The sequence below is a fragment of the Actinomyces sp. oral taxon 170 str. F0386 genome (assembly GCF_000195595.1).
In the GTDB taxonomy this organism is placed as follows: Bacteria; Actinomycetota; Actinomycetes; order Actinomycetales; family Actinomycetaceae; genus Actinomyces.
Genome location: NZ_GL882544.1, coordinates 49,603 through 75,701, shown reverse-complemented (window position 1 = coordinate 75,701; position 26,099 = coordinate 49,603). Strand labels below are relative to the sequence as shown.

At 69.1% G+C, this 26,099-nt stretch carries 16 protein-coding genes and 1 riboswitch; of the genes, 8 read left to right on the top strand and 8 right to left on the bottom strand.

What is annotated here, in order from left to right; genetic code table 11:
* Position 1: 1 nt before the first annotated feature.
* Complete coding sequence (locus tag HMPREF9056_RS08390; protein WP_009404442.1) at positions 2–1,039, bottom strand: YafY family protein; 1,038 nt, start codon at positions 1,037–1,039, stop codon at positions 2–4.
* A gap of 68 nt (positions 1,040–1,107) precedes the next feature.
* On the opposite strand from HMPREF9056_RS08390, the gene HMPREF9056_RS08385 reads away from it, so the two are divergent.
* The 7 genes from HMPREF9056_RS08385 to hisG all read left to right on the top strand — a co-directional run bounded on the left by HMPREF9056_RS08385 (position 1,108) and on the right by hisG (position 8,321).
* The gene (locus HMPREF9056_RS08385) at positions 1,108–2,280 is read left to right on the top strand and encodes a DUF3866 family protein (RefSeq protein ID WP_009404441.1); all 1,173 of its coding nucleotides are present in this window, start codon (positions 1,108–1,110) and stop codon (positions 2,278–2,280) included.
* Entirely contained in the window at positions 2,273–3,688 is a 1,416-nt protein-coding gene (locus HMPREF9056_RS08380; RefSeq protein ID WP_050793029.1) for a sensor histidine kinase, read from the top strand. The genes HMPREF9056_RS08385 and HMPREF9056_RS08380 overlap by 8 nt, the downstream gene beginning before the upstream one ends.
* Positions 3,685–4,449 (top strand): response regulator transcription factor, encoded by a 765-nt coding sequence (locus HMPREF9056_RS08375; RefSeq protein WP_009404439.1) that lies wholly within the window; start codon positions 3,685–3,687, stop codon positions 4,447–4,449. The genes HMPREF9056_RS08380 and HMPREF9056_RS08375 overlap by 4 nt, the downstream gene beginning before the upstream one ends.
* 98 nt (positions 4,450–4,547) lie before the next feature.
* Positions 4,548–5,339, top strand: a complete 792-nt coding sequence (locus HMPREF9056_RS08370; RefSeq protein ID WP_009404438.1) for an ABC transporter ATP-binding protein — start codon at positions 4,548–4,550, stop codon at positions 5,337–5,339.
* Complete coding sequence (locus tag HMPREF9056_RS08365) at positions 5,336–7,018, top strand: hypothetical protein (RefSeq protein ID WP_009404437.1); 1,683 nt, start codon at positions 5,336–5,338, stop codon at positions 7,016–7,018. The genes HMPREF9056_RS08370 and HMPREF9056_RS08365 overlap by 4 nt, the downstream gene beginning before the upstream one ends.
* A gap of 148 nt (positions 7,019–7,166) precedes the next feature.
* Entirely contained in the window at positions 7,167–7,430 is a 264-nt protein-coding gene (locus tag HMPREF9056_RS08360; RefSeq protein ID WP_009404435.1) for a phosphoribosyl-ATP diphosphatase, read from the top strand.
* A 45-nt stretch (positions 7,431–7,475) separates the two neighbouring features.
* Complete coding sequence (gene hisG, locus HMPREF9056_RS08355; protein ID WP_009404432.1) at positions 7,476–8,321, top strand: ATP phosphoribosyltransferase; 846 nt, start codon at positions 7,476–7,478, stop codon at positions 8,319–8,321.
* On the opposite strand, the gene HMPREF9056_RS08350 is transcribed toward hisG, so the two are convergent.
* The gene (locus tag HMPREF9056_RS08350) at positions 8,298–9,659 is read right to left on the bottom strand and encodes an MFS transporter (RefSeq protein WP_009404430.1); all 1,362 of its coding nucleotides are present in this window, start codon (positions 9,657–9,659) and stop codon (positions 8,298–8,300) included. The two genes, hisG and HMPREF9056_RS08350, sit on opposite strands and share 24 nt — an antisense overlap.
* A gap of 351 nt (positions 9,660–10,010) precedes the next feature.
* On the opposite strand from HMPREF9056_RS08350, the gene HMPREF9056_RS08345 reads away from it, so the two are divergent.
* Positions 10,011–10,664, top strand: a complete 654-nt coding sequence (locus tag HMPREF9056_RS08345) for a MerR family transcriptional regulator (RefSeq protein WP_009404426.1) — start codon at positions 10,011–10,013, stop codon at positions 10,662–10,664.
* Between the two features lie 34 nt (positions 10,665–10,698).
* Here the strand turns inward: HMPREF9056_RS08345 and HMPREF9056_RS08340 are convergent, their stop codons facing one another.
* From HMPREF9056_RS08340 to HMPREF9056_RS08315, 6 genes are all read right to left on the bottom strand, one after another.
* The gene (locus HMPREF9056_RS08340; RefSeq protein ID WP_009404424.1) at positions 10,699–11,745 is read right to left on the bottom strand and encodes an ABC transporter substrate-binding protein; all 1,047 of its coding nucleotides are present in this window, start codon (positions 11,743–11,745) and stop codon (positions 10,699–10,701) included.
* Positions 11,746–11,798: 53 nt separating this feature from the next.
* Positions 11,799–12,644, bottom strand: coding sequence for an ABC transporter permease (locus HMPREF9056_RS08335; protein WP_253270003.1), 846 nt, complete (start codon positions 12,642–12,644; stop codon positions 11,799–11,801).
* 281 nt (positions 12,645–12,925) lie between these two features.
* A riboswitch (FMN riboswitch) is annotated at positions 12,926–13,077 on the bottom strand.
* A 79-nt stretch (positions 13,078–13,156) separates the two neighbouring features.
* Positions 13,157–14,311: a glycerate kinase gene (locus HMPREF9056_RS08330; RefSeq protein ID WP_009404418.1), complete on the bottom strand. Its 1,155-nt coding sequence runs from the start codon at positions 14,309–14,311 to the stop codon at positions 13,157–13,159.
* Positions 14,312–14,332: 21 nt separating this feature from the next.
* The gene (gene putP / locus HMPREF9056_RS08325; protein ID WP_009404416.1) at positions 14,333–15,826 is read right to left on the bottom strand and encodes a sodium/proline symporter PutP; all 1,494 of its coding nucleotides are present in this window, start codon (positions 15,824–15,826) and stop codon (positions 14,333–14,335) included.
* A gap of 96 nt (positions 15,827–15,922) precedes the next feature.
* Entirely contained in the window at positions 15,923–16,432 is a 510-nt protein-coding gene (locus tag HMPREF9056_RS08320; RefSeq protein WP_034514315.1) for a holo-ACP synthase, read from the bottom strand.
* A gap of 135 nt (positions 16,433–16,567) precedes the next feature.
* Complete coding sequence (locus HMPREF9056_RS08315) at positions 16,568–26,020, bottom strand: type I polyketide synthase (protein ID WP_009404412.1); 9,453 nt, start codon at positions 26,018–26,020, stop codon at positions 16,568–16,570.
* Positions 26,021–26,099: the final 79 nt, after the last annotated feature.

The window sequence follows — 26,099 nt, the reverse complement described above, 5'->3', positions numbered from 1 at the left end:
GTCAGTTCCCCTCCGAGGTCGTGAGCGCGGCGGCACCTCGCAGATGGGCCAGGACAGCCTCGCGTAAGGAGGACGGAGCGAGGACCACCGCACTATCCCCGAGGGCGGCCACGGTGCCGGCGAAGGAGAAGGGGTCCTCGTACTCGACGGAGATGAGGTCGCGGCCCTTCAGGTGCGCAGGCAGGTCGGTCTGGGGATCCGGCTCGGGATCGAGGTGAGCACCGGCCAGACGCAGCCCCAGGGCGCGTCCCGGCAGCACGGCGAGAAGTGCCCGCCGGCGGGGCGGGGTGCTGGCGGGCAACCGTGTGAAGGCACCGGGGTGTCCATGGACGATCACCTGCCCCGCAATGCGGGCCAGGCGGAAGGTCAGCAGCCTGACGGCGGTTCCTTCCGGTTCCTCTGAGCCCCTGGTGCTGTTCGTGTCGTGGACCGCAGATGGCTCGACGGCGTCGAGGTACCAGGCGCCGTCGGCCAGGCGCAGGTGATGGGGCTCGACGGTGCGGGCACGAGTACTGCCCGAGCGGGCGGAGACGTAGTCGAAGGTGACCAGGCGACGTTCGTCGACCGCGGCGACAAGGGCCTCGGGGATCTCGTCACCAGACAGATCCGCGGTGAGAGCCGGAAGGCCGGTGGAACTGCTTCCCGTCGGTCCCTCGCTCACGGCCCTCAGCTTGGTCAGGGCCCGCTTGGCGGTGGCGGGCAGGTCCCCGCCGCGCCAGGCGGAGGCAGCCAGGCTCAGGCAGGCCGCCTGCTCGGCGCTCAGGTGCAGCGCTGGCAGGGCGTAGTCCTCCTCGTCAATGCGGTAGCGGGGCTCCTCTGGACGCCCGGTTGTGGTCACCTCGATGCCGAGCTCACGCAGCGTGTCCTTGTCCCGCTCGAACTTGCGGCGCGCCGAGTCCGGGTTGGTGGCCGGGCCGCTTGATGCGTACCCCGGCACGCCGGCGACAAGCTCCTCGGCACTGAGCCCGGCGCTGGTGTTGCGAAGGGTGAGTAGGAGGCTCACCAGGCGCTCCTCGGTACTACGGGTCTGCTGGCTCACGGTCCCCCAGCCTAGGAGAATCGGGCGGCCTGCGGCTCGTGGCGCGCGTGCCCGGATAGTCTGCCGCCATGATGTGGCGCGACGGCGTAGTGAGCGGGACCAGAGCGGCATGGGGCCCCGAGGGGCGCTCCTGCGCGGTGCTGGACGTGGAGATCACGAGAGCGCCGAGCGGTGCGCGCAGCCTGCTGCCCGGCCAGCGGGTCCGCGCGGTCGCCTACGAGGCCCTCGCCGGGGTTCCCATCGACGGGGAGCGGGTGAGGCTGGAGGTCTCAGCCCTCGACCGCGCCCTGGGCACAGGAGGACACGCCATGGTCAGTGCCCGCCTGGATATCCTTCCCGCTGACCCACCCCGCGAGGGGCACCTCGTCAAGGCCCGCTACATGCCTGATCAGGTGATGGTCACCGGCGTCGACGAGCAGGGCACCGACCACCACGGCCTGCTGTCCCGACCGATCGGCGAGCTCGATCTGGAGGGGATGCCAGCGGTGGTGGCCGACCTGCACTCGAGCCTGCCGGCCGTACTCGCCGGGCTGCGCTCCCCCGACGGTGCGGAGCAGCCGCGCGTCGTCTACATCATGACCGACGGCGGGGCCCTGCCCCTTGCCTACTCACGCCTCGCCGCCGCCCTGCGTGAGGCCGGGTGGCTGGCCGGGACCGTGACGGCCGGGCAGGCCTGGGGTGGTGATATTGAGGCGGTCAGCGTCCACAACGCACTCCTGGCCGCCCGGCACGTGCTGCACGCGGATGCCGCCGTCGTCATTCAGGGCCCCGGGAACCTGGGCACAGAGACGCCCTGGGGCTTCTCCGGGGTGGCCTGCGGGGACACGGTCAATGCCATCGCCGCCCTGGGCGGGCGAGCGGTGGCTTGCCTGCGTGTCTCCCAGGCCGACGCCCGCGCTCGCCACCGAGGTGTATCCCACCACTCGATGACCGCCTACGGACGGGTCGCCCTGGCGGGGGCCGACATCGTCGTCACCGACATGGAAGGGGAACTGGGGGCGCAGGTGCGCCAGGAGGCCGAGGCCCTGTGCGCACCGCGGCGGGGCGCCGTGCAGCACCGCCTCATCGAGATCCCCTCCGATGGGCTCCTGGAGCGGCTGCGTGCGGCCGAGGCGGAGACCGGAGTGAGACTGTCCACCATGCGGCTGGGCCTCGAGGAGGACGCGGCCGCCTTCATCACCGCGGCCGCGGCGGGCCGCCACGTGTGCCAGCTCCTGCGCACGGGGACGGCGCGTGGCTGATCGAGGCGCCCGGGTGGGCTCACCGGTCGAAGAAGCGGCACTGGCCCTGACGACGAACCTGTCGGCGGCCTACGACTGGCGGGCCCGTCACCGTATGCTGCTGAGGCGAGCAGGCCGCTGGTCGCGGTACTCCGTCCCGGTGGTGGACGTGGCCCTGGGGATCATCTTCCTCGCCTTCGCCCTGGAGTCGCTCACCTTCATCCTCCGCTTCGGCGCCTACGCCGTCTACGTCGCCGACTCCGCCCTGTGCACGGCGCTGGCGCTGACGCAGTTCGGCAGGCTGCGCCTCTTGCACGCCTCCTTCATCGCGACCTACACGCTACTGGCAGCCTACGCGGTGCTCGTCGCCGTCTCCCCGGTCAACCTCGGACTCAACCCGATCATCGCCACGGCCATCACCAGCCTCTACACCGTCACCCGATGGGAGCCCGACCGGCGCTGGGGCATGACGGCACTCCTGCTGGCGCTGGCCGGCGCTCTGGTCAATCCTGTTACCTTCAGCTCCTACTCCAGGCCGAACCAGTCCGGCGTGAATCCCACAGTGGGCGATGACTCGATCTGGGCCCTTATCATGGTCCGGACACTAACCAGCCTGGTGTTCGTCGGTGCCGTGGTACTGACCTACCTGCTGGCGTCCTCCCGGCGCCGGGTCGCCGAGAACCAGGCCCGCGACATCGGCATCGCGGCGGCTCAGGCGGTTGCCTCCGAGCGGCTCAGCCTGGCTCGTGAGCTCCATGATCTCGTGGGCCACAGCCTCACGACGATCAAGGTGCAGGCCGCCACCGGCCTGGCTCTGGGCGGTGAGGAGCGACTGCGCAGCACCCTGACCGCCGTGCGCGACACGGCCGACGCATCCCTGACCTCCGTGCGCCAGCTCGTCTCCGTCCTACGCTCCGACACCGGAGAGATCACCCCGCTGGCGGACCTGCGCACCATCCCCGTGCTCATCGAGACGACCCGAGGATCAGGTACCCGTATCAATGCCATGCTGCCGAGGCCAGGAGTGCTGGAGCGCTGCAACGAGGGATGGTCGGCGATACAGCGGCTCACCCTCGTCCGGCTCGTTGGAGAGGCGCTTACCAACGCTGTCAGGCACGGATCCGGTCAGATCGAGCTGAGCCTGATGCTGTCCCCGGCATCGTGCCATCTTCACGTGTCCAACCCGGTGCCCGAGGCGGTGGAGCACTCGCCGTTCGGAGGCAGCGGGCTCGTCGGTCTGGAGGAGCGACTCAGGCTCGTGGGCGGAACCATGACCCACGGCGTTCAGCACGATGATGAGGGCAGCAGCTTCTTCACCCTTGACGTCGACTTTCCTGTGGTGCCGCTCGAGCTGCCCGCGAGCGCCACGGATCCGGACCAGGACTCCGGTGAGATGACCGATGAGACAGGATCAGGAGACTCCAGATGACCCTTAGCACGATCAAGGTCGCCGTTGTCGACGACCAGCCCCTGCTGGTGAGCGCTTTCAGCGCCCTCGTGGACGCGCAACCCGACATGGAGGTCGTTCTGGAGGCCGTCAACGGGCGCGAGGCTGTCGACCGACTCAGTGCCCGAGCCCGTGATTCTCAAGGCAGTACCGACCTGGTGCTCATGGATCTGCGAATGCCTGTGCTGGACGGGATCAGTGCCATTCGTGAGCTGCGCGCCGCACCGGTCACCGCCTCCTTGCGGGTCCTGGTTCTGACCACCTTCGATGATGAGGATCTTGTCTTGGCGGCCCTGGGTGCTGGTGCCAGCGGTTTCCTGCTCAAGGACGCTGAGCCGACGACGCTGCTTGAGGCGGTCCGCGTCGTCGCCCGCGGTGGGTCCTGGTTGGATCCGGCCATCACAGGTACCGTTCTGGCCCATCTCGATACGAGTGCTGATGCGACCACAGGTTCGGGTGCGAATGCTCCACAGCTCCCGACCTCGCCAGTGGAACAGTCCGGCGGTGCCGCACCCGTTGTGGGGGCGCCGGCGGGCCCCTATGATCCCCTGACCGGGCGGGAGGAAGCCGTCCTGGCCCTCGTGTGCCAGGGGCTGAGCAATGCCCAGATCGGCGAGCGGCTCCATGTCGCCGAGTCGACGGTCAAGTCTCACGTCAAGACGATTCTGGGCAAGACCGGCTGCCACAACAGGGTCGAGCTCGTCATCTACGCCCTGACCACCGGGCTCGTGCAACCGCAGTAGCTCTCCTCCCCAGGGAGGAGACGCGACTGTGGGGGCGGGTACGGGCTGTATCCCTGGTGGGGATCTGCCGAGCTACCTGCGCGCACGAGTATGGGGCCATGACATCTCCCCTGACAACAGCTTCTTCCCAGTCCCCTGCCCACGGCGTCGGTGTCGCCCCCGGGCTGAGGCTCACTGGTGTCTCGAAGTCCTTCGGCCGCCAGCAGGTCCTCACTGAGCTCGACCTGTCTGCCTACCCCGGCCGTGTCTACGGGCTGCTCGGTCTCAACGGCGCCGGCAAGTCGACCGCCTTCAACATCGCTCTGGGGCTGCTGAGGCCCGACGCCGGCCGCGTGGAGATCCAGGGCACCCCCTTTTCTCGGCGCAGCCTGGCCCAGGTGGGCGCCTCCATCAACGGCCCCGCGCTCTTCCCCCAGCTGTCCGCCTCTCGCAACCTGCTCGTCCACTGCCGCCTGACCGGCACCTCGCCGGAGGCCATCGCCCCGCTCCTGGAGCGCGTGGGACTGGTGGGAGTCGGTAGGAAGCGTGCCGGCTCCTTCTCCACCGGCATGAAGGTGCGACTGTCCCTGGCCATGGCGCTCCTGACCGACCCGGAGGTCCTCATTCTCGACGAGCCCCAGAACGGGCTGGATCCCCAGGGCATCATCGAGCTGCGCGATCTCGTGCGGGACCTGGCCGACGAGGGCCGCACCGTCGTCGTCTCCAGCCACCAGCTTGGCGAGATCGCACGCATGAGCGACGACATCGGGGTCCTGGCGACCGGTCGTCTCGTCTACGAGGGTCCGCTGGCCGACTTCGCCGACGCCGACGACGAGCGAGCCATGGAAAAGGCCTTCCTGGCGGCGGTCACCGGAGGCGGACGCCGCACCGGGACGGAGGTGTGCGCATGAGCACCGTTGTGCAGCCGCAGCCCCGGGTGAAGGTTCGGGGGAAGGCAGAAGCGAGGGTAGATCTGTGGGACCTGGTGCGTGCCGAGCTCACCCGCAGCCGGCGCACCTTCACCTGGGGCGTCATCGGGGCGACCCTCGTCTTCACCGCTCACACCGTCATCCTGGCGAACGCCTCGATCTCCTCGGGCGTGGTCAGGGAGCTCCAGTGGAACGGCAATGCTCTGGCGTGGATGCACATGTATGCCGGGGCCTTCGCGGTGCCTCTGGGGCTGCTGACCGGGGTGATGGCCCAGTGGCGTGAGCGGCGGTGGCGTCAGGGCGGGACGGCCTGGCGCGCCGTTGAGCCGCGCCGGGTGGCGGCTGCCCGCCTCGTAGTACTGAGCCTGTCCGCGCTGGCCTGCCAGGTGGCACTGGTCGCCCCGGTGGTGGGGCACGCTCTTATCGTCGGCAGCGGCTGGGGCCCCTGGGACAGGTATCTGCTGTTCGCCGCCTATATGTGGATCGTCGTCACCGGGGCCTGCGCCTGGGGCATGGCAGCCTTCCGCGTGCTGCGAGTCATCGCCGTCGGGGTCGCCCCTGTCCTCGGCTTCGTCTGGTCCGTGGTGGGTGTGGTCCAGGCCGAGCGGAGCGACTGGTGGATGCTCCCGTGGGCCTGGACGGCCAGGGTCCCGTTGCCCCTGCTGGGTGTTCACGGCAGCAGCGTGCTGCTCGAGGCGGACTCGCCGGTGTGGGGCTACCCGCTCCTGCCCGGGTTCGTGCTGACGGCCGCCCTGACGCTGGCCGGTACCGGCCTGGCCGTTCTCGGCGGCACATCTGGGGGTGCTGAGTCCTCGGCGTGGTTCGTCGTCGGGCTCAGACGCCTGCTTCCCGGCGGACAGGCCACCGACATTCAGCCGGAGAACGTCTCGGAACAGGTCCCGGTGGAGGCTCCGACGTCGCCGCCCCGGAGCACCCCGCAGTTCCGTGCTACGCCCGCCACCCGCATGGCCCGTATCCCCGGGCCGCGCAATGCCGTCCTGGCGATGGCCGGCGTCCTGCCCTGGATCGTGTGGGCGGTCCTGGCGACCCTGCTGCTCGCCTTCCTGAGTGTCCTCCGCACCGTGTATCCACCCGGATACGGGCAGAGCTTCCTCGAGCTCATGGGAGCGCCGGTTGCCGCGGCCCTCGTCGGCATCACGGTGTGGGGACGCCTCCAGCCCGCCTGGCGTACGCTCATCACCCGCCGAGGGGTCGGGGGCATCCTGACCTCAGCTGCGGTCCTGAGTGGCTTCTTCCTCATCCCGGTCCTGGTCGTCTCCTGGATCGTGACCGTCCTCGGCGACACTCTGACCCGCAACGATCCGAGCCTGCCGGCGGTGGCCGGCTCGGTCTACGGGCTCATGGTGATGCCGGCCGTGGTCTTCATGATCGCGGCCGTCAGTCTGGCGGTGGCTCTGAGCACCCGGATCGTCGTGGCGATCGTCCTCAACGTCATCCTGGTCATCATGGGGCTGCTCATCGGCGGCAACGACGTTCTGGCGGCCACCTGGCTGTGGCGCCTGGCGCCCTGGGGTTGGATGACCGTGGCCCATCAGTTCCCCGGGCGCTGGCTGGAGGTCGTCCTCCTGAGCCTGCTCATCGGCTCGTTGGCGATGGTGGCGGCAATGCTCGACGCCCGGCGGGCAGCCATCCGGGGGTGAGTCGCCCCGTCGTGTCGGGTGGGTGCCGTTTGCGGAGGGAGGGCACCCACCCAAGACGCGCGGATGGTCATGTGGGAGCCGCCTGCTCGGGGCTCGGGTGGGTCTACAGTCGGTCGGTGTCTCGTCTGCTTTCCGATAGCCTGTAGCCATGAAGACCTTTGAGGACCTTTTCAACGAGCTGCAGCACAAGGCGGCCTCCCGCCCCGAGGGCTCCGGGACGGTGGAGGAGCTGGACCGCGGGGTCCACTTCATCGGCAAGAAGCTCGTCGAGGAGGCCGCCGAGGCCTGGATGGCCTGCGAGCACGAGTCCGATGAGGCCGCCTGCGAGGAGATCAGCCAGCTGCTCTATCACGCCCAGGTCATGATGGTCGCCAAGGGCTACAGTCTCCAGGACGTCTACCGCTACCTGTAAGTCTCGAAAGCTCTCCCACCTTCTCGCCACAGATCAGGAACCGCCGTGCTGCGTATCGCCGTCCCCAACAAGGGCTCCCTGTCGGATCCCGCCATCACCATGCTCTCCGAGGCGGGCTACCGCACCCGCCGTACGGGGCGCGAGCTCGTGCTCGTCGACGAGACCAACGATGTTGAGCTGTTCTTCCTGCGTCCTCGCGACATCGCCGTTTACGTCGGCCAGGGTACCGTGCACGCCGGCATCACCGGACGAGACCTGCTCCTGGACTCCGGGGTCGACGCCGTCGAGCACCTGCCCCTGGGCTTCGCCCGTTCCACCTTCCGCTTCGCCGCCCCCAAGGGAACGATGACTTCCCTGGCCGATGTCGCCGAGCGGCGCGTGGCCACCTCCTACGACGTCCTGGTGCGCAGCTACCTGGCCTCCCGGGGCGTGGAGGCGCAGACCGTTCACCTCGACGGTGCTGTGGAGTCCTCGGTCCAGCTGGGCGTGGCCGACCTCATCGCCGACGTCGTCGAGACCGGCACGACGTTGCGGGCGGCCGGCCTGGAGACCTTCGGGGACCCGATCCTCATCAGCGAGGCCGTGCTCATCACCACCGAGCAGTACCGAGGTGAGCCCGGCCTGGCCACGCTCGTGCGTCGCCTGGAGGGGGTGCTGCGCGCCCGCGCCTACGTGCTCGTGGACTACGACATCCCCATGAACAAGCTGCACCTGGCGGCGGCCCTCACCCCGGGCATCGAGTCCCCCACCGTCTCCCCGCTGCAGAACCCCGACTGGGTGGCGGTGCGCGCTATGGTCCCGCGGACGGACATGAACCGGGTCATGGACGAGCTCTATGAGGTCGGGGCCCGAGCCATCCTCGTCTCTTCACTCCTGGCCTGCCGGCTGTAGATGGCCGCGAGGCATGGCAACGACAAGCGTTGTGGCCGCCACCAGCAGGATCGTGCAGGCGCCCAGCGCTGGGACGAGTCCAGCGGTGAATCTCTCACCGGGGGCGTAGGCGCCGAAGGTGGTGAAGAGGGCGGTGCACAGTGCAATGCCTGTGGCCGTTCCCAGCTGGCGAGCCGTCTGGTTGATCCCTGAGACGACGGCACGGTCCTGAGACGAGATCCCTTCCAGGACTGCGGTTGCCAACGGAGAGAAGGTCAGCCCCATACCAGTACCCGCGATGAGCATGGGCGTGACGTAGGCGCCGTAAACGCTGCTCATGTGCGCCAGAAGCATGAAGCACGCCACTGCCGTCGTCTGCAGCACCATGCCGATCAGCAGCACCGCCCTTGGCCGGTACCGCTTGACGAGCACCCCCGCCAGCGGGGCCACCACCATGGGAACCATGGTCCATGGCGCTGCGCGCAGCCCCGACTCCAGCGGGTCGAAGCCCATCCCGATCTGAAGGTACTGACTGACGAGGAACACTGATCCGAAGGTCCCGGCGGAGAAGAGTATCGCCACGGTGTTGACCAGGTCGAAGCGCCGGTCGCGGAACAGGTGCACGGGCACAAATGCACGACGGGCGGTGCGTTCACGCCGGATGAATCCGGCCAGTGAGGCCAGCGCCAGAGCCATGCATCCAAGAACCTGGGGGCTGGTCCAGCCGCGGTTGCCGCCCTCCACCAGCGCCCACGTCAGCGGAAAGACGAAGGTCGCCACCATCGCCAGTCCCGCGAGATCGGTCGACCGGGCTCTGCCCACGATGACAACGTTGCGAAGACTCCACCATCCCAGTGACAGGGACAGGGCGCCCACTGGGAGATTGATCCAGAAGATGAAGCTCCAGTGCAGATCCTCAACGACGGCGCCTCCGACGATGGGGCCGGCGGCAACACCCAGGCCATTGACGCTGCCCCACACACCGATGGCGAGCTCTCGCAGGTGCGGGGGTACGGCGTCGGCCAGGAGCGCCAGGGACAGTGAGCCGATGGCCGCCCCGCTGGCACCTTGGACCACCCGGGCGGCGATGAGCGCCAAGGGTGTGGAGGCCAGTGCTGCCAGAGCTGAAGCTGAGGTGAACAGGAACACCGCCCACAGGAAGAGCCTGCGGCGCCCGATCCGGTCCCCTAGTGCTGCGGTTGGCAGGATCAAGGTGGCATAAGTGAGCGTGTAGGCATTGACGAACCATTGCAGCTCGGTGACCGAGGCCCCCAGGTCCCGGTGAATCTGCGGAAGCGCGATCGTGACCACCAGGGAGTCCAGTGACGTCATCAGGGTGGGAAGGGCGATTGCAAGCATGACCCACGCAGGAGGGATTCGATGATGGTCCCCGGTTCCGGTGGTTGGCGGGGTGGAGGAAGGCTCGCCGAGCGAACGATGTGTGGTCTGGGTGGACAAGACGACCCCTAACTGGATAGTGAAAGTATCGAACTAAGTAGATACCGTTACTATCTACATGTCAACCCAACGCTCCCTACCAACCAGGTCGCGGGAGACGTCGCCGCCGTTCTGCCGTCTCAGGTGGTCGAGCTGTTTCCCTTCAAGCCTTGGCATCGGCGCGCGTGAGCCTTGGGGGCCGTGGGCGCTCGTATGCTCGGACCTGGGTGATATCGCACGACGGCCCGGCGACGCCGCTGGAGAAGGAGGATCATGCGTATCTCGGAGCTCGCCAAGGAGTCCAGGACCCCGGTGGCGACGATCAAGTACTACATCCGCGAAGGCCTCCTGCCCGCCGGTACGCCCGTCAACGCGCGGCAGTCTGACTACGGGACTCAGCACCTGGAGAGGCTGCGCCTCATTCGGGGACTCATGCACGTCCTAGGTGCATCCATTGAGCAGGTGCGTGATGTCATCGACGTGATCCATCAACCGGATCAGGAGCCGTGGGAGGCCATGAAGTTCGCGACCGAGGCGATCCCAGCCCCTCACCAGCACGAGGAGTCGAGGGCGGGCAAGGCGCGTGTGGTACTGGAGCAGTTCGGCCTGCCCTGCTCCCCCGAGCATCCTGCGGTCAGGCACCTCGACGTGGCTCTGGCTTTCGCTGAGGAGATCGGTATGGCCATGAGCTCGGAGCAGTTGGCCGTTTATGTCGAGGCCGCACGGCGAACTGCTCGCGCCGATATCGAGCGCGTTCCTTGGCAGTCGCGCGAGGACTCGGTGAGGCAGGCGGTCCTGGGGACCGTGGTCTACGAGCCGGTACTCCTTGCGCTACGGCGCATCGCGCACCGCGAGCTGGGCATGGCCCACTACGAGCACCACGACGGCGAGCAGGATCCGACACCGGACTCCCCGCCGGAGGAATGACGACGCGACCGGCGCGCCCCTGACACCCGTGTACTTACTGCCCCAGGGGTACGCACACCTCGGCGGCCTTGGGCGTCTTCTTGTCACCCAGGAGCTTGTGGGAGGTGAGGAAATCGATCATGGAGGCGACGTCATCGACCCGCACCGAGCCGATGGGGTGGGAACCGTCGCCGCTGACCAGCTTGCCGGTGGCCACGGCGACCTCGCGGGCGCGCTTCGCCTGTGTCTGATCCACCTTGAGGTCGTCCATGTGGTCCTTGGTGGCCTCGACCGCCGCGTCGGGGTCCTTGACGAAGGCGGTCATGCCCTTGATCGAGGCCTTGACGACGGTCTCGAGGTCCTGGCGACGGGAGTCCAGCAGGGATCGGGTCGTCACCAGCGAGACGCCCACGAGGGGGATCCGATCGGCGACCTGGATGGTACGCACGGGGGTGCCGGCCTGGCGGATCTGGATCGCGTCGTTGTTGGAGAAGCCGACGACGGCGTCGACCTTGCCGCCGACGAGCGCAGCCTGCTGGGTGTAGCCGATGTCCTGGATCGTCAGGTCGGACTCGGTCAGGGAGGCCGTGGACATGGCCAGCTGAAGGGCATACCAGGTCTCCCCCTTGCGGCCCGGTGTGCCGACCGTCCTGCTCTTCAGGTCCGCCGGAACGTTGATTGAAGAGTCCTCGGGCACGATGAGGCAGGCCGGGTAGGACTGGTAGTAGCCGCCCACAACGACGAGGTCGGAGCCGTTGGAGGTGGCCACCACCGCCTCGTCGGCGCCGGCGACGACGAGCTGCTCCTGGCCGCTCTGGAGGGCGTCGAAGAGACCGTCCTGCGCCCCGTGGTGGTGCAGCGTCACGTTCGCGGCGTATGTCCCGTCCTTCTTAGCCATGTAGAAGGGGGCGAACTGGATGTTCGGCGTGTAGGTCAGGCCGATGGTCAGTGCGCCTCCGGCCGTCGAGGCCGACGCCGCGCGGCTGGCGGTCCCCGTGGAGCAGGCGGCAAGTGCTCCGGCGCCGGTGAGCGCCAGGCCTCCTGCCAGCAGCCGGCGGCGCGAGAGGAATGACTGGGAGACGACGAGGTGAGAGACAGCCATGATGAGGAGTTTCCTTATGTCGGAGGGGTGAGAAGCGGGGGGCCGCGCAGGGCTCAGGTGGCGTGTCGGCCTCGTAGGGCGTCCACGGTGCGGCTGCGTCGCTCGAGCTCGTGGAGCACCCAGTGGATGGATGTGGCCAGCACGCACAGGAGCGTGATCGTGGCGAATACGCCGGTCGTGTCGCCCCGGCTCTGCTGCGTGGAGAGCACGGTACCCAGGCCCTCGCCGCCCATGATGAGTTCGCCGACGACCGCACCGGTGACTGACAGGGTGAAACCGGTACGCAACCCGGTGTAGACCGCCGGCAAGGCCATCGGAAGCTCCATGTGGATAAGCATGCTCAGGCCATGAGCGCCGTCGAGCCGGGCGGCGTCCATGACGTCGGCGTCCAGGCCGCGCAGCCCCAGGAGCACCGTGATGGTGATGGGGAAGAAGACCATGAAGGCGCACAGGACCACGATGGGAAGAGTTCCGTAACCGATCCACAGAACCATGAGGGGCGCGACGGCGATGCCGGGAACCGCCTGGCTCGCAGCGACATAGGGCAGGATGGTTCGGGAGAACAGCCGCCAGCGGTACAGGGCCCAGGCCAGGGGCAGAGCGAACACGGCGGCCAGGAGACAGCCGAGGAGGGCCTCACGCAGCGTGATCCAGGCTCTCCATCCCAGCCCGGCCTGAGTGAGGTTCAGCCACAGGCGGGTGACGACCGCCCAGGGGCTGGGTAGGAAGATCTCGGGAACGGCCCCCGAGCCGGCGACGAGCTGCCAGATGATAAGCAGTGCCGCTCCCAGGACGACGGCGGGCAATGGCCCGCTCCGCTCAGCAGCGCGGATGCGACGTCGGCGACGAGCCGAAGGCCTGGACGGCGACTCTGAGAACGACTCTGACGGGGAGGTCATCGACGAGGCTGAGGACGTCGATGGCTCTGGAACGTCACTGGGCGGCTCGGCGGGGGAAGCGTGGAAGCGCGCGGCCTTGCCGACGGGGCTGGGGCTGTACACGACGGTTTCCTCCCGGGTCCTTCCGGGAACGAGCGCTCCCGGCTGTACCGGGGTCCGCCTGCACGCCGTCGGTCGGCGCACACGTGCTGGGCGCCCGTCAAGTCCAAGATCCGGTGAGCCCACGGCTGTCCGTGAGATCGGGACGTTGTCTTGAACTGCGGGTCTCCCCGCCGGGCGCCACGCGCATCCTCCCATCCGGACTTTCACCGTCGGTGCCGGAGTTCCACCGGCTCAACCACTGGTCCCCCGGCTGCTTGACGCTGCCGTGGCACGAAGCGGGTCGCGGACTGTTACCGCCGGTTCGGACTCTCACCGACCCCGGAGCACGTTGCTGCCGGTAAGCATACAACATGATGGTTCTACGGCGACATCCATTGCTTCTCAATGATGGCGCGTGCACTCACAGAACGTCATCCAGAGCGTGTCTTGAGGGGGCAACCAGTAGAAAAGCGACGCACAACATCCGCAACTGCCCGACGCAGATGATATGGGCCTCGCTGCAGAGACGTTCCCAGCGGCTCTGAAGGATCAGAGATCTGGATGATCTCCTGGGCCCTCAGATCAGCCAGGCGCTGCTGAGCCTTGGCACCCATCTTGACCCGCCCGGCGAAAACCATGGATGGCACGCTGCACTCGCAAGCCAGACGGAGTACTCCGCTGACCGCCTTGCCATCCAAGGACTGCGCGTCCAAGGAACCCTCCCCCGTCAGCAGTAGGTCGGCTGACTCCAGGCGTTCACGTAGCCCGACGACGCGAGCCAGATGATCGATGCCGATGGCAAGCTCCGCCCCAAGAACAGCGGCCAGGGCGAAGGCGGTGCCGCCTGCCGCCCCGGTGCCCGGGCAGCTGGCCCAGTGGCTCAGGCCGAGGACTCCGGCAAGGCGCGTCATCTCGCCGTCGACCCATGTGATCGCAGGCTCGGTCAGTCCCTTCTGCGGTCCGAAGACGGCTGCCGCGCCGTGGGGGCCCGTGAGTGGATTCGTCACGTCACCGGCCACCGTGATGCGCACACCCTCAAGACGACGGCGAGCCGGCTCGACCTCAATCCGCCGGATGCGGGAGAACTCGGCGGGTACCGGTTCCACCTTGTGCCCCTGCTCGTCGAGGCATCTGGCCCCCAGCGCCACGAGCATCCCCAGGCCCATGTCGTTGGAGGCCGAGCCTCCCAACCCGATAAGCAGTGAGCGGGCGCCAGCGTCGACCGAGGCTGCGATGACATGCCCCAGCCCGATGGTCGAGGAATGCATCACGTCGCGCTCATCCGGCACGATGTGCTCAAGCCCCACGCTGGAGGCCAGATCGATGACGGCCCGGTCGCCGTCGAGTCCGAATCCTGCAGTCCGGGGCCGCCCCAGGGCATCAACAGTGGCTACTGCTCGCCATAAGGCGCCCCAGGCGGCGGACACGGCCTCAGCGAAACCCTCTCCGCCGTCGGAGACGGGGACCTGATCGACCAGGCACATGGGCAGGGAGTCCCGTACTCCGGCCGCCATGGCCCGAGACGCCTGCACCGCAGTCATGGACTCCTTGAAGGAATCGGGCGCGACGACGATCCGCGTGCTCATATCAGCCTCAGGGCCTTTCGACTACGTGCGGGCGGCAGCAACGGCCGCCTCGAACTCCTGAGAGATCTCCTCCGAGGGCCGGCTCGTGCGAGACACGGCCCAGGCCACGGCCAGGTTGCCCAGGAAGCCGGGCACGATCTCGTAGAGATCGAAGATACCGCCCGGACCGCCGGAGACGTTCCCCCAGACCATGACGATGACGGCACCGGTGATCATGCCGATGAAGGCGCCCATGGCGCTCAGGCGTCTCCAGTACAGGGACAGCAGGATGGTGGGCCCGAATGAGGCCCCGAAGCCGGCCCAGGCGAAGGCCACGAGATCAAGGATCGTCTTACTGGGGTTCCAGGCCATGACGGCCGCAACCAGGGCGATCGCGAAGACCGCCATGCGCGAGTAGAGCACCATCCGGTTGCCGCTGACGTCGCCGCCACGCGTGCGGGTCATTGATCCGTAGAGGTCCTCAATGAGCGCCGAGGAGGTGACGAGTAGCTGGGAGGAGATCGTCGACATGATCGCGGCAAGGATCGCGGCCAGCATGAACCCGGCGACCAGCGGGTGGAAGAGCAGCTTTCCCAAGGCGATGAAGACGGTCTCCGGATCTGCCAACTTGCTCTTGTCGTGCTGGTAGACGGCCACGCCGGCGATGGCGGTTCCGGCGGCGCCGAGGACGGCGAAGAGCATCCAGCCGATCCCGATGGTGCCGCCGGCGACAGCCTCCTTAGGACTGCGGATGGCCATGAAGCGGACGATGATGTGCGGCTGACCGAAGTAGCCCAGGCCCCAGGCCAGAGCCGAGATGACCCCGATGATCGTCGTCGTCGGGCCCCAGATGGCCCAGTAGTGGGGGTCGACCTCGGAGACGGCCTTGACGAGGTTACCCAGCCCTCCGACGTGCATGACTCCGGCGATGGGCACCATGACCAGGGCGGCCACCATCATGAGTCCTTGGATGAAGTCGGTGTAGGACACGGCCAGGAACCCGCCGATGAGCGTGTAGACCACCGTGATGGCCGCGACGATGACCATGCCCAGGTGGTAGTCCATCCCGAAGGAGGACTCGAAGAACCGTCCGCCGGCGACCATGCCGGAGGAGACGTAGAAGGTGAAGTAGACCAGGATGATCAGGCCGCTTGACCAGCGCAGCAACCTGCGTGTGTCGTGGAGACGGTTGTCCAGGAAGCTGGGGACGGTGATGGAGTTGTTGGCGACCTCGGTGTAGGCGCGCAGGCGAGGTGCTACCAGCAGCCAGTTCGCCAGCGCCCCGATCGTCAGGCCGATGGCGATCCACCCCCCAACCAGACCGCTGGCGTACAGGGCGCCTGGTAGCCCCATGAGCAGCCACCCCGACATATCCGAGGCTCCGGCGGACAGGGCCGCCACCCAGGGGTTGAGGTCGCGGTCGGCGAGCATGTAGTCATCGAAGTTGTCCGTTCGCAGATAGGCCCAGCCTCCGATGGCGAGCATGGCCACGAAGTAGATGATCATCGCGATGGCCTGATAGGTACCGTCAGTCATTCATGTGTCCTCATGTCAGTCAGCGGCGAGACGTGTCGCGGCCGGAGAGACGCGACAGAATCAAGAATTCCGCTTTTGCCTTGTGCTGGTATGGCTTCAACGCGTATGAACGACGATTGCGACCGCATAGTCACCGTCATGGCTCAGAGAAACCGGCCAGCACCCTGGGGTCGATACCTCCTGTCCGAGACTATGTTCAACAGCGCGGGCAATAGCGCCGCTCAGACGCAAGGACGGCCGTCCCCATCGATCAGTGATAAGTTCAACCTCGCGCCAGTCGACGTCCTCGCTCAGGATAACCGGGGAGATGGTATTTCCGCGACCGTTAGCGCATTGCACGTGCGCCTGGCTCCAGGCCTTGATGAACGCCTCCTTGGCCGCCCATCTGGCGGCCAGGTGCTGGGCTGGGCTCGATCCCTTCTCCTGCGCGCGGCGGCGGGCCTCACGGAGCTCACGCGCAGTGAAGGCCCGTTGTGCGAAGACGGTGCCGGGCTGATTGAGCTGGGTCTCGAAGTCTGGAACATGTACCAGGTCCGTGCCCACCGTTAAGACGGTTGCACCGGGGGGCGTCCGCGGCATTTCGGGAAGTTGCGGGTCAGCCGTCATGGAACCCTCATGAAGTACAGCTTACGAATCATTTACGCAATTCCTTTGACGACTCCGGGTGAGCATAATGGGGCCGGTTCTACAGACGATAGATATCGTCTGTAGAACCGGCCCCATCCGCCCTTGTGGATGAGTCTACTCCCCGGTGTGGTAGACGCCGTCAGTGCCCAGACGGGCGTCGGGGTCGAGCAGCATGGCGGCCTCAACCTCGTGCGGGTCGCGCTGCCTGGACTCCTCGCCCAGGCGTCGGCCCTGGACCGGCTCGAACAGCGGAGCCCGACCGATCATGCCGGCGCGGCGACGCCTCGTGCCGGCTGCCAGGCGGGCGTTGGCAGAGGCCAGCCAGGCGTCGACCGCCTCCTGGCCAGCGGCCTGACGCAGTGCGGCCTCGAAGGCACCGGGGTGGACGATCGCGATGAGACCTGAGACGTGCCCGAAGCCCAACGAGGTCAGCAGCCCCGCACGCACCGGGCCGGCGCCGGGGACACGCCCGTCCCTGCCGCCACGGCCGGCCAGGCGGATGGGCCTGCGCGGCCACACCCAGAAGGCGTCCTTGGCCAGTGGGGCGTCGACGACGTCCAACGAGGCGTTACCGGGAGCCACGCCGGAGGCGAGGATCTCTGTGAGGCCGGCGACCTGGAAGACCGCGGCACCGCCCTTGGCGTGACCGGTGATGGTCTTCTGTGAGACCGCCACCAGCGAGTTGCCCTCGGAGCGTCCCAGAGCGCGCGCCAGGCGCGTGTGCAGCTCGGACTCGTTGGGGTCGTTGGCGCCGGTTGAGGTGTCGTGCTTGGAGACCAGCGCGATGTCATCGGCCTCTACGCCCAGTGCCGCAAGGGCCTTGGCCAGGCGCGAGCTGCGCCCACCGCGGCCGGCACCCAGGGCGCCCAGGCCGGGTGCCGGGATTGAGGTGTGGGCGCCGTCCGCGTAGGACGAGACGAATCCGACCACACCGGCCACCGGCAGGCCCATCTGGGCCGCGACCGAGCCGCGGGCCAGAATCACCGTGCCGCCTCCCTCGGCCTCCACGAAGCCACCGCGACGGCGATCGTTGGCACGCGAGAAGTGGCGGTCGGAGATGCCTTTGGCGCGCATGGTCGCGGCCTCCGCGGTGGCGTTCATGTTGCCGAAGCCGACGACGGACTCGATCGAGATGTCGTCGATGGCGCCGGCCACGACGACATCGGCCTTGCCCAGGGCGATCTTGTCCCAGCCCTCCTCGATGGAGACGGCCGCGGTGGCGCAGGCGCTCACTGGCTGAACCATGGCGCCGTAGCCGCCGATGTAGGACTGCATGACGTGGGCGGCCACGACGTTGGGCAGGGCCTCCTGGAGGATGTCGCTGGGACGTTCCTCCCCCAGGAACCGGCCGACGAACATCTTGCGCATCGACTCCATGCCACCGAATCCGGTGCCCTGCGTGGAGGCCACATCGGAGGGGTGGACGGCCTTGAGCAGCTCGGCCGGGGTGAAGCCGGCAGACAGGAAGGCGTCGACGGCGGTAACCAGGTTCCAGGAGGCGATCGGGTCCATGCCCTGAGTCATCGAGGCGGGGATGCCCCAGCGCTCCGGATCGAAATCGCGCGGGAACTGGCCGCCGACCGTGCGCGACAGGGCAGCACGGCGCGGCACCCGGGCCAGTGAGCCGGCCAGGCGCGTGACGGTCCACTCGCCGGTCTCCGCATCGGGCACCACGAGTGTGTGCTCGGGGTCGGAGGCCTCGATGGTGCGGGCCGTGGCCTCGTCGGGAACCGACAGGGTGATGTCGCGGTCGAGGTAGACGGTGACCTCCTCGTCGGCGATCGGCGCGATGACACCGTCGTCAACGAACTCGCGGATTCCGCAGCGGGCCACGACCTCGTCGCGGTAGCGGTCCAGGATGTCGGACTCCTCGACCATCTCGCCGTCGGTGTCGTACCAGCCGGCCTTGGGGCTGTCCTGCCAGGTGAGCAGCCCCATGCCCCAGGCGAGCTCGAGAACGCCGGCGGCGGTCAGGTCGACGTCCTCCCCGCCGCTCATGCCCAGCTCGGCCTCGCGACGTGTGCGGCCCGAGCCCCAGGTGGAGACCTCGCCGGTGGAGATGATGACGACCAGGTCATCGAGGTCGGCGTTCACCTCGCCCCACTGGGGGGCGGTGGGCTGGGTCGGAACGACCGGGGTGGGCAGGGCCTTGATGACGGCCGGAATCTCGGTCTCCTGAGCGGGTGCGGTGGCCTGTGCGGCAGCGTTCTCACGCAGGGCGACCAGGTCGATGCCGTCACCCAGTCCGCCGGTGAGGTCGGCGTTCACGGGAGCCTCCGCGGCGCGGGTGCGCACCTCGGTGGTGCACAGGTCGGTCAGCTCGGAGGCGATCTCCTCGGTGGTCCAGGTGCGGATCCCGGCGGCCTCGACGGCGGCGACGAGTGGGTCGTTGCCGCCCATGAGGCCGGTGCCCTTGACCCAGCCGATACGTGGGTGAGCCAGTGTGACGCGCTGGGCCCAGGCCCGCTCGGAGGACCAGCGGTTGGCGATCGCGTCCAGGGCGGCCTTGACCTCGCCATAGGCGCCATCACCGCCGAAGATGCCCCGGTTCGGGGACCCGGGCAGCACCACGTGGAGACGATGGTCGACGTGGGTGTCGGTGCCGATCGCGCTCAGGGCGGCTATGGTGCGCTCCACCGACCACAGCAGCAGCCGGGACTGGGACTCCGCGGCGGGGCCGGCGTCGGCCAGCGTTCCGGAGACGCGTGGCGCGGCGAAGGGGAACAGGAGGGTGGGAACCAGGGCCTCCTTGACGACCTTGGTGGATCCGCCGGAGGTGACCACCTGGTCGTTGCCGATCCACTCCGCCAGGGCGTCGACGTCGCGGTAGGAGGACAGGTTCGCCGGGACCATCCACAGCTTGGCCCCGGCCGCGGCGTGCTCGCGGTAAAGAGCGGTGGCGAAGTCCAGGCGCTCGTGTGTCAGACGCGAGCTGGTGGCCACCACGGTGGCTCCACCGGCTAGGAGGTCCCCGACAACGGCTGCGGCGATGGAGCTGGGCGCCACGCCGGTAACGACGGCGACGTCCTCGGACCAGCGGACCGTGGAGTCACCGGTCTGGGGGGTCTTCGGGGCTGCCTGGGCGATCTCGGTCAGGATGGCGGCGCGCTCGGCGGCGTCGGCCAGCTCGGAGCCCTTGACCTGCTTCGCCCACCAGGTGGCGTGGTCGGCCACCGCCTGCCCCAGGCCCACGAAGCGCTCGGGTGCCAGGAGGTGGCGGGAGGCGTCCAGGTCGGTCTCGCCGGAACCGAGGCGGGCGACGTCCTCACGGGCGGTGGCCCAGCGGTCGTCGATGAGGACGGCGCGCTCGGCGGCGAAGGCCGGGGTGACGGACTTGACCCATCCTGCCCCGAGCTCGGCGTCCAGGGCTGCCAGAGCGGCCCGGGTGCGAGCGGCCTCGTCGTCGGCGTCTGCCGGAACAGTGGCCTTCTCGGTCAGGCCCAGGGCATCCAGAAGGGTGCGGGCGGTAGCGGCCAGGACTCCCTCCTCACCGGTGACGCTCTGAGCGAAGGCGTCCAGAGCGGCGGAGTCGACGACCGCTCCGCCAGCGCCACCGGCACTCGGCTTGGAGACGGCCACACCGTGGTCGGCGGCAACCGCCTGGACAGCGGAGTCAATAAGAGCGTCGACGGCGCCGGCGCTGGTCAGCGGGGCCGAGGACCCCAAAGAGGCCAGGTCCTCGCCTCGCATCGAGGAACCCTCACGGGTGCCCAGGAACAGGGCGGCGGTCACGTGGGAGACCCAGCCCTGACCCAGGCCCCAGGTGCCGGTGACGCGGTCGGCGATCCGTGAGGCGCGAACGCCGGAGGGGCCGAGCAGACGGCCCAGGCCCACACGGATAGCCTCGGTGAGGACGGGGCCGAAGGCCTTGTAGCCGGGGGCGCCCTTGGCGACCGTGGCCGCCAGGGCGGTCATGTCGGCATCGGCGGCGCCGTCGATGGAGGCGAGTTCGAGCTCGGTGCCCAGGTCCATGAGGAGCTGGTTGCGGCGCGAGGAGACGCCGTTGGTGAGCGTCTCGGTGGTGTCGGTGGCGCCGATCTGCTCGGGGCGGATGCGTGAGGCGTGGGCCAGCAGCACCGTCAGAGCGTCGGTCGCTCCGAAGGACAGGTCATCGACCGGCCCGCCGGCGGCCGGAGCCGTCGGAGCGGGTGCGGCCTCGACCGTGGGAGCCGGGGATGGCGTGGCGGCAGCCGTCTCTGCAGAGGAGCCGGTCTCAGCGGCGGGCTCCTCGGTGGCCGGGGCGTCGAACTCCGGCTCGGTGAGCTCCACAGCCGGGTCGGTGTCGGTGGCCAGGACCCGCGCCTCGTCACGGCGCGCGTTGTGCACGGTGACGTGGCGCCCGGCGTGCTGGGGCAGGCGCAGGGTATTGGTGGCCAGATTCGCCAGGGTGGGCGAGCCCGCCAGGCCGACCTCGACGACGTGCTCGATCCCCAGGCCTCCCTCGCTCAGAGAGGACAGCAGGACCTCCTGGGTCTCGATCCAACGCACCGGGGAGGCGAACTGCCAGGCCAGGAGCTCGACCAGTAGGACACGGGCGAGCTCGGTGGGACGCTTCACCCAGGAGTCCCAGTCGGCCAGGATCTCTTCAATCGGCTCGGAAGGAACGACCTCAAGGATCGAGCGGGCGAAGTCCTGGGTCAGTGCGAAGGGACGCGCCACCAAGTTGGGCACGTAGTGGCCCACGAGGCGCTCGACATCGAGGTCGTTGGGGACGAGCTCGAGCAGGCGACCGCGGAACTCAGGGACGCCGGGACGCAGCACCTCGGAGTGGAAGGGCACGTCAATGCCGGGCACGAACATGAAGGGGTTCTTGCCACCGCGCGCCTTGGCCTTGGCGCGGGCGTCCGCGGCCAGGGCGTCCAGGCCCTTGATTGTGCCGGCGACGGCGTACTGGACGCCGGCCAGGTTGTGGTTGACGATCTGGAGGAACTCGCTGGTCTCCTGGGAGATCGACTGCACGTAGGCCTCAACCTCGTCGGCCTTGATCCCGGCCTGGTTGGGGCGCAGCGCGCCCATCCGGTAATTCGAGGCACCGTCTGCGTCGCGCGGCACCAGCGAGTGCATGGTGGAGCCGCGCTGGAAGACGATCGAGATCGTCGTCTCCACGGGCATGACGCGTCCGTAGGCGCTCAGGGCCGTGTACTCGCCCAGGGAGTGGCCGGCGAAGGCTGCGTTCTCCACCAGGGCACCGGCCTCGGCCAGGCGCGCGGTGGTCGCCATGGCCACGGTGGCCAGGGCCACCTGGGTGAACTGGGTGAGGTTGAGCAGGCCCTCGGGGTGGCGGTAGGTGACGCCGCGGGCGGTCATCTCGGTGGGGTTGTCACGCACCAGGTTGATGACGGAGAAGCCGAGCTCGGCGCGGGTGTGGGCGTCGGCTCGTTCCCAGACCTCACGAGCGGCCTTGGAGGAGCTCATCTCGTCCAGACCCATGCCGGGGGCCTGGATGCCCTGGCCGGGGTAGATGTAGGCGGTGGGTTCGGGCGTCGTCACGGCAGTGCCGCGGGAGACGACCTCACCGTTGATGCGGCAGACGACCTCCAGGACGTAGCCACCACCGACCACCAGGCCGGTGCGCTCCACGGTGATCTCGACGTCGTCGCCCAGCTCCACCGGTCCGGTCATGACGTAGGTCCAGCCCGCCAGCACGTGGCGCGAGCCGTCGGCTGCGGTGGAGGCCGCCACCTGCTGGGCGGTGGCCGACAGCCACATGCCGTGGACGAGCGGTGCGTCCATGCCGGCCACGTGGGCGGCGTTGTAAGAGGTGTGGATCGGGTTGAAGTCGCCGGTGACCCGGGCGAAGGCCGTCATGTCGGCAGGCGCGGTGACGGTGGTGCGGCGCAGGATACGACGGGCTGCCGGAGCGGTTTCGCGCCCGGTGCCACCGGCCAGCTCGGGTGCGCTGGGCACGGCGTTGCCGGAAGCTCGGCCGCGGATGGCGAAACGCTCGCGCATGAGCGCCACGATGGTGCCGTCATCTGCGTCGGTCAGCTCCAGGCGCACGTCGACGACGCGGCCGGCGCTGGACTCCTCCAGGGCCGCGACCCAGCCGGTGACCTTGATCGTGGGGCTGGTGGTGGCCGCAGCTGCCTGGAGCTGGTGGAGGGTGAGATGCAGGTCGATGGTGTGGTCCAGGTGGACCGCACCGAGCAGCCCCTCGATGAGCGGCATGCCGTCCTCGACGACGCTGCCCAGGGCGGCGTAGACCACCGGCCAGCAGGGGCCGAGGAGGGCGTCGGGGACGAACGGGGCGGCTGAGAGGTCCACCGGTAGCGCGTCGGCCGTCACCGAGGCGTGGTCGTGGCCCAGGGTGCTAGCCAGCGTGAAGGAGCCGTGGATGGTGCCGAAGGGCTGGGTGGCGAGACGCCCCAGGGCGTCCGTGGCCTCGGGCTGCGCGGGGCGGACCTCGGGCAGGTGGTCGACGTCGTCGCCTGTGATCGACACGGCGCCCACACCGGCGGTGGAGCGCAGCAGGTCGTTCATCGTCTCGCTGATGCGCTCAGGGTCGACCAGCGGGGCGGCACCGTCCCAGGCGCGGGCCAGCCGCAGCGGCACCACAAGACGGCGCACTGCGTGGATCTCGTCGCCGCCGGGGGTGCCGTCCCAGTGGGTGTCGAGGCGGATGTCGAGGTCGTAGGCGTCCTCGGCGACGTCCGGGCGGGCGACGACGTTGTAGGCGTCGTCACCCAGGACGGTGGCCGGGTTGACGGTCAGGTGGCCGTTCCACAGGACGTGGGGGGCGACCTGGACGAGCTCCTTGGCGTCGGCCACAGGGGCGGCCAGCGCCCCGTCGGCCACGGCGGGGGCAGCGCCCAGGCGGCCGGCTGCCTCCTGCTCGCCGGTGCCGGCGTCGTGGAGGGCCTCGACGGCGGCGGTCTCGAAGCGGCCCAGCAGCTCACCGACGGGTTCGTTGATGGTGGTGATGCCGGCGACAGCCACGGGACCGGGGATGATGCGCACCTGGTCGGCGGTGTAGCGCGGGTCCTGGGACTGCCACAGGGAGTCGGTGCCCCACCAGCGCAGGATGTCGGCGTCGACCACGGGCACGAAGGGCACGGGCTTGGGGTGCTTGCGGCACAGGTCGACGAACCAGGCGGCGTCGACGGGCTCCACGAGGGTGGAGGCGGCCGACGGGTAGCGCTCAGCCAGGGCGGCCAGGGCGGCGTCGGAGTCGATGACGGCGTCGTAGTCGGCGAAGAGCGTGAGGATCTCACCGTGGTCGGCCCGGCTCAGGCGGGCCTCGACACGGTGCAGCAGGTCGATGAAGCGGTCGTACCACCCCTCGTCAGCCCAGTCGGCGCGGGTGGCGGGCCGACCCTCGTGCGGGGCGACGCACAACTCGGCGTAGCGGGTGGCCCATTCGAGGTAGGTCATCTCCTCGACGTCGCCGAAGTAGGGCTTGGCGGTCTTGGCCAGGGCGTCGATCATCTCCTGGCGGCGAGCGGCCATGGCGGCCTCATCACCGGCGAGCTCCTGGATGAGGCGGGAGGCCCGGGCCGAGGAGTTGTCGATCTCGTAGAGGTCGGCGCGCAGGTGGGACAGACCCGACGTCATGCCGCCGATGGACTCCCCCGAGGCGACCCAGCCGCCCTCGACCCCGGAGTCCTCGGGGATTCCGGGGGTATCGACGAGGAGCTGCTTGACGTCGTCGTTGGTCCTGGCCTCCAGGCAGGTCATGGCGGCGGTACCGATCATGACGCCGTCGACGGGGGCGGCGGCCGTGCCGTAGGCCTCGGCCCAGCGGCCGGTGAGGTAGTCGGCGGCGCGGGCGGGTGTACCGATGCCGCCTCCGACGACGAGCACGACGTTGGTCACGGCGCGGATGGCGTCATAGGTGGCCAGGAGCATGGTGTCCAGGTCCTCCCACGAGTGGTGGCCACCGGCGTGCCCGTCCTCGATCTGGATGATGACGGGGCTGTCGGGCACGGCACGTGCGATGGCCAGCACCTGGCGGATCTGGTCCACGGTGCCGGGCTTGAATGCGATGTAGGGGAAGCCCTCGGCGTGGAGGCGCTCGAGCAGAGCGGTGGCCTCGTCGAGCTCGGGGATTCCTGCGGAGATGGTGATGCCGTCGATGGGGGCACCGCCGGCACGGGCCTTGGACAGCAGGCGCTGGGTGCCCAGGTGCAGGTTCCACAGGTAGCGGTCCATGAACATGGCGTTGAAGGCCGCGGTTCGCCCGGGCTCGAGCGCCTCCTCCAGGCCCTCCAGGTTCTCGGCCAGGACGGCGGGGGTGGTCTGCCCACCACCGGCGAGCTCGGCCCAGTAGCCGGCGTTGGCGGCGGCCGCCACGATGGCGGGGTCCACAGTGGTGGGGGTCATCCCGGCCAGGAGGACGGCACTGCGGCCGGTCAGGCGGGTGAAGGCCGTGTCCAGGGTGAGGCGGCCGTCGGGCAGGCGGGTGATGCGCGGGGCGAAGCGGGAGCGGTCGACGCTGGGCTGGGGAGCAGCGCCGGCGCGGTCGAGGTCGTCGATGGCCTTGGCGGTGCCCGCGGGCACGACAGTGGTACCGGTGCCGGCCACGACGCCCTCGGTGAGACGGACCAGCACGGTGCCCGGCCCCAGGTCCACAACGGTGCGCACCGGGTCGGCCGAGCCGATACCAAGGGCCTCGGTGACCAGACCGGGCCAGTCGACCGGGTCGATGAGCACAGCGGTGGCCAGGTCCCGGGCGAGCTTCTCGTCCAGACCGCAGGCAGCCGCCCAGGCGGCGACGTCGTCGACGGCGCTGCCCAGCAGCGGGGTGTGGAAGGGCACCGAGGTGGTGAGGAACTCGGTGACGGGAGACAGAACGGCACCGCCGCGGCGGCGGTCTTTACGAGCCTTGGCGCTGCGGGCGGCGGCCGCCTCCAGGGCGGTGACGACGCGCTCGAGGTCGGCGGGTCGCCCGGAGAGGATGTGGGCCTGGCGACCGTTGGTGACGCCCACGGAGATCCTCTCGGAGCCGGGCACCTGGGCCAGGACGGTGTCGAGCACGCTGCGGGTCACACCACGCACCGAGAGCATGGGGGTGGACTCCCCCACCGTCCCCAGGTCGAGACGGCGGGTGGTGCGGGTGGCCGCGGCGCCGATGAGGCGGGCGATGGCGTGGACCTGGATGATTCTCTCGCGGTCCGAAGTCCGAACGGCCTCAAGGAGGCTGACGCCCAGGACGCCCTGGGAGTGGCCGATGGCCCCCATCGGGGCGTGGGCGGTGGTGTCGATACCGACGCCGGGCAGCGAGGCCAGGGCGGCGTGCTGGGCCATGAGGATGCCGGGTACGGAGACATCGGCTCCGTCGGCGGTGGTGCGGTGCTGGGGCACGACCGGAGCGGCCGCATCGTCCAGAAGCCGCGAGCCACGCGGGGTCACGGTGAGCAGATCGGTGGCCACGGGGGCCAGGCGCTCGGACACGGCCTGGTCCACGGCGACGACGTCGTCGGCCAGCGCCTGGTCCAGGGAGGCCAGGTCGGCGAGCGTCTGACGCCATGGGGTGGCCTGGCCACCGAAGGTGATGATGTAGGGCTCGCCTCCGCTCAGACGCTCAGCGATGGTGGTCGCGGGGCTGGGGGCTTGCGAGGTCGTGTGCACGGTGGTGGTGTCCTTCGGTGTTGCGACGGCGTGGTCGGAGGTCTCGGAACGGTGACCGGGGCTGGGGACGGATGATGAC

Excerpts from the sequence above, each read along its gene's own strand:
- HMPREF9056_RS08385 (WP_009404441.1), top strand. The coding sequence starts at position 1,108 with ATGATGTGGCGCGACGGCGTAGTGAGCGGGACCAGAGCGGCATGGGGC.
- HMPREF9056_RS08335 (WP_253270003.1), bottom strand. The coding sequence starts at position 12,644 with ATGACCTCCCCGTCAGAGTCGTTCTCAGAGTCGCCGTCCAGGCCTTCG.
- HMPREF9056_RS08345 (WP_009404426.1), top strand. The coding sequence starts at position 10,011 with ATGCGTATCTCGGAGCTCGCCAAGGAGTCCAGGACCCCGGTGGCGACG.
- HMPREF9056_RS08350 (WP_009404430.1), bottom strand. The coding sequence starts at position 9,659 with ATGCTTGCAATCGCCCTTCCCACCCTGATGACGTCACTGGACTCCCTG.
- HMPREF9056_RS08360 (WP_009404435.1), top strand. The coding sequence starts at position 7,167 with ATGAAGACCTTTGAGGACCTTTTCAACGAGCTGCAGCACAAGGCGGCC.
- HMPREF9056_RS08340 (WP_009404424.1), bottom strand. The coding sequence starts at position 11,745 with ATGGCTGTCTCTCACCTCGTCGTCTCCCAGTCATTCCTCTCGCGCCGC.
- HMPREF9056_RS08365 (WP_009404437.1), top strand. The coding sequence starts at position 5,336 with ATGAGCACCGTTGTGCAGCCGCAGCCCCGGGTGAAGGTTCGGGGGAAG.
- HMPREF9056_RS08320 (WP_034514315.1), bottom strand. The coding sequence starts at position 16,432 with ATGACGGCTGACCCGCAACTTCCCGAAATGCCGCGGACGCCCCCCGGT.
- HMPREF9056_RS08375 (WP_009404439.1), top strand. The coding sequence starts at position 3,685 with ATGACCCTTAGCACGATCAAGGTCGCCGTTGTCGACGACCAGCCCCTG.
- putP (WP_009404416.1), bottom strand. The coding sequence starts at position 15,826 with ATGACTGACGGTACCTATCAGGCCATCGCGATGATCATCTACTTCGTG.
- HMPREF9056_RS08330 (WP_009404418.1), bottom strand. The coding sequence starts at position 14,311 with ATGAGCACGCGGATCGTCGTCGCGCCCGATTCCTTCAAGGAGTCCATG.
- HMPREF9056_RS08370 (WP_009404438.1), top strand. The coding sequence starts at position 4,548 with ATGACATCTCCCCTGACAACAGCTTCTTCCCAGTCCCCTGCCCACGGC.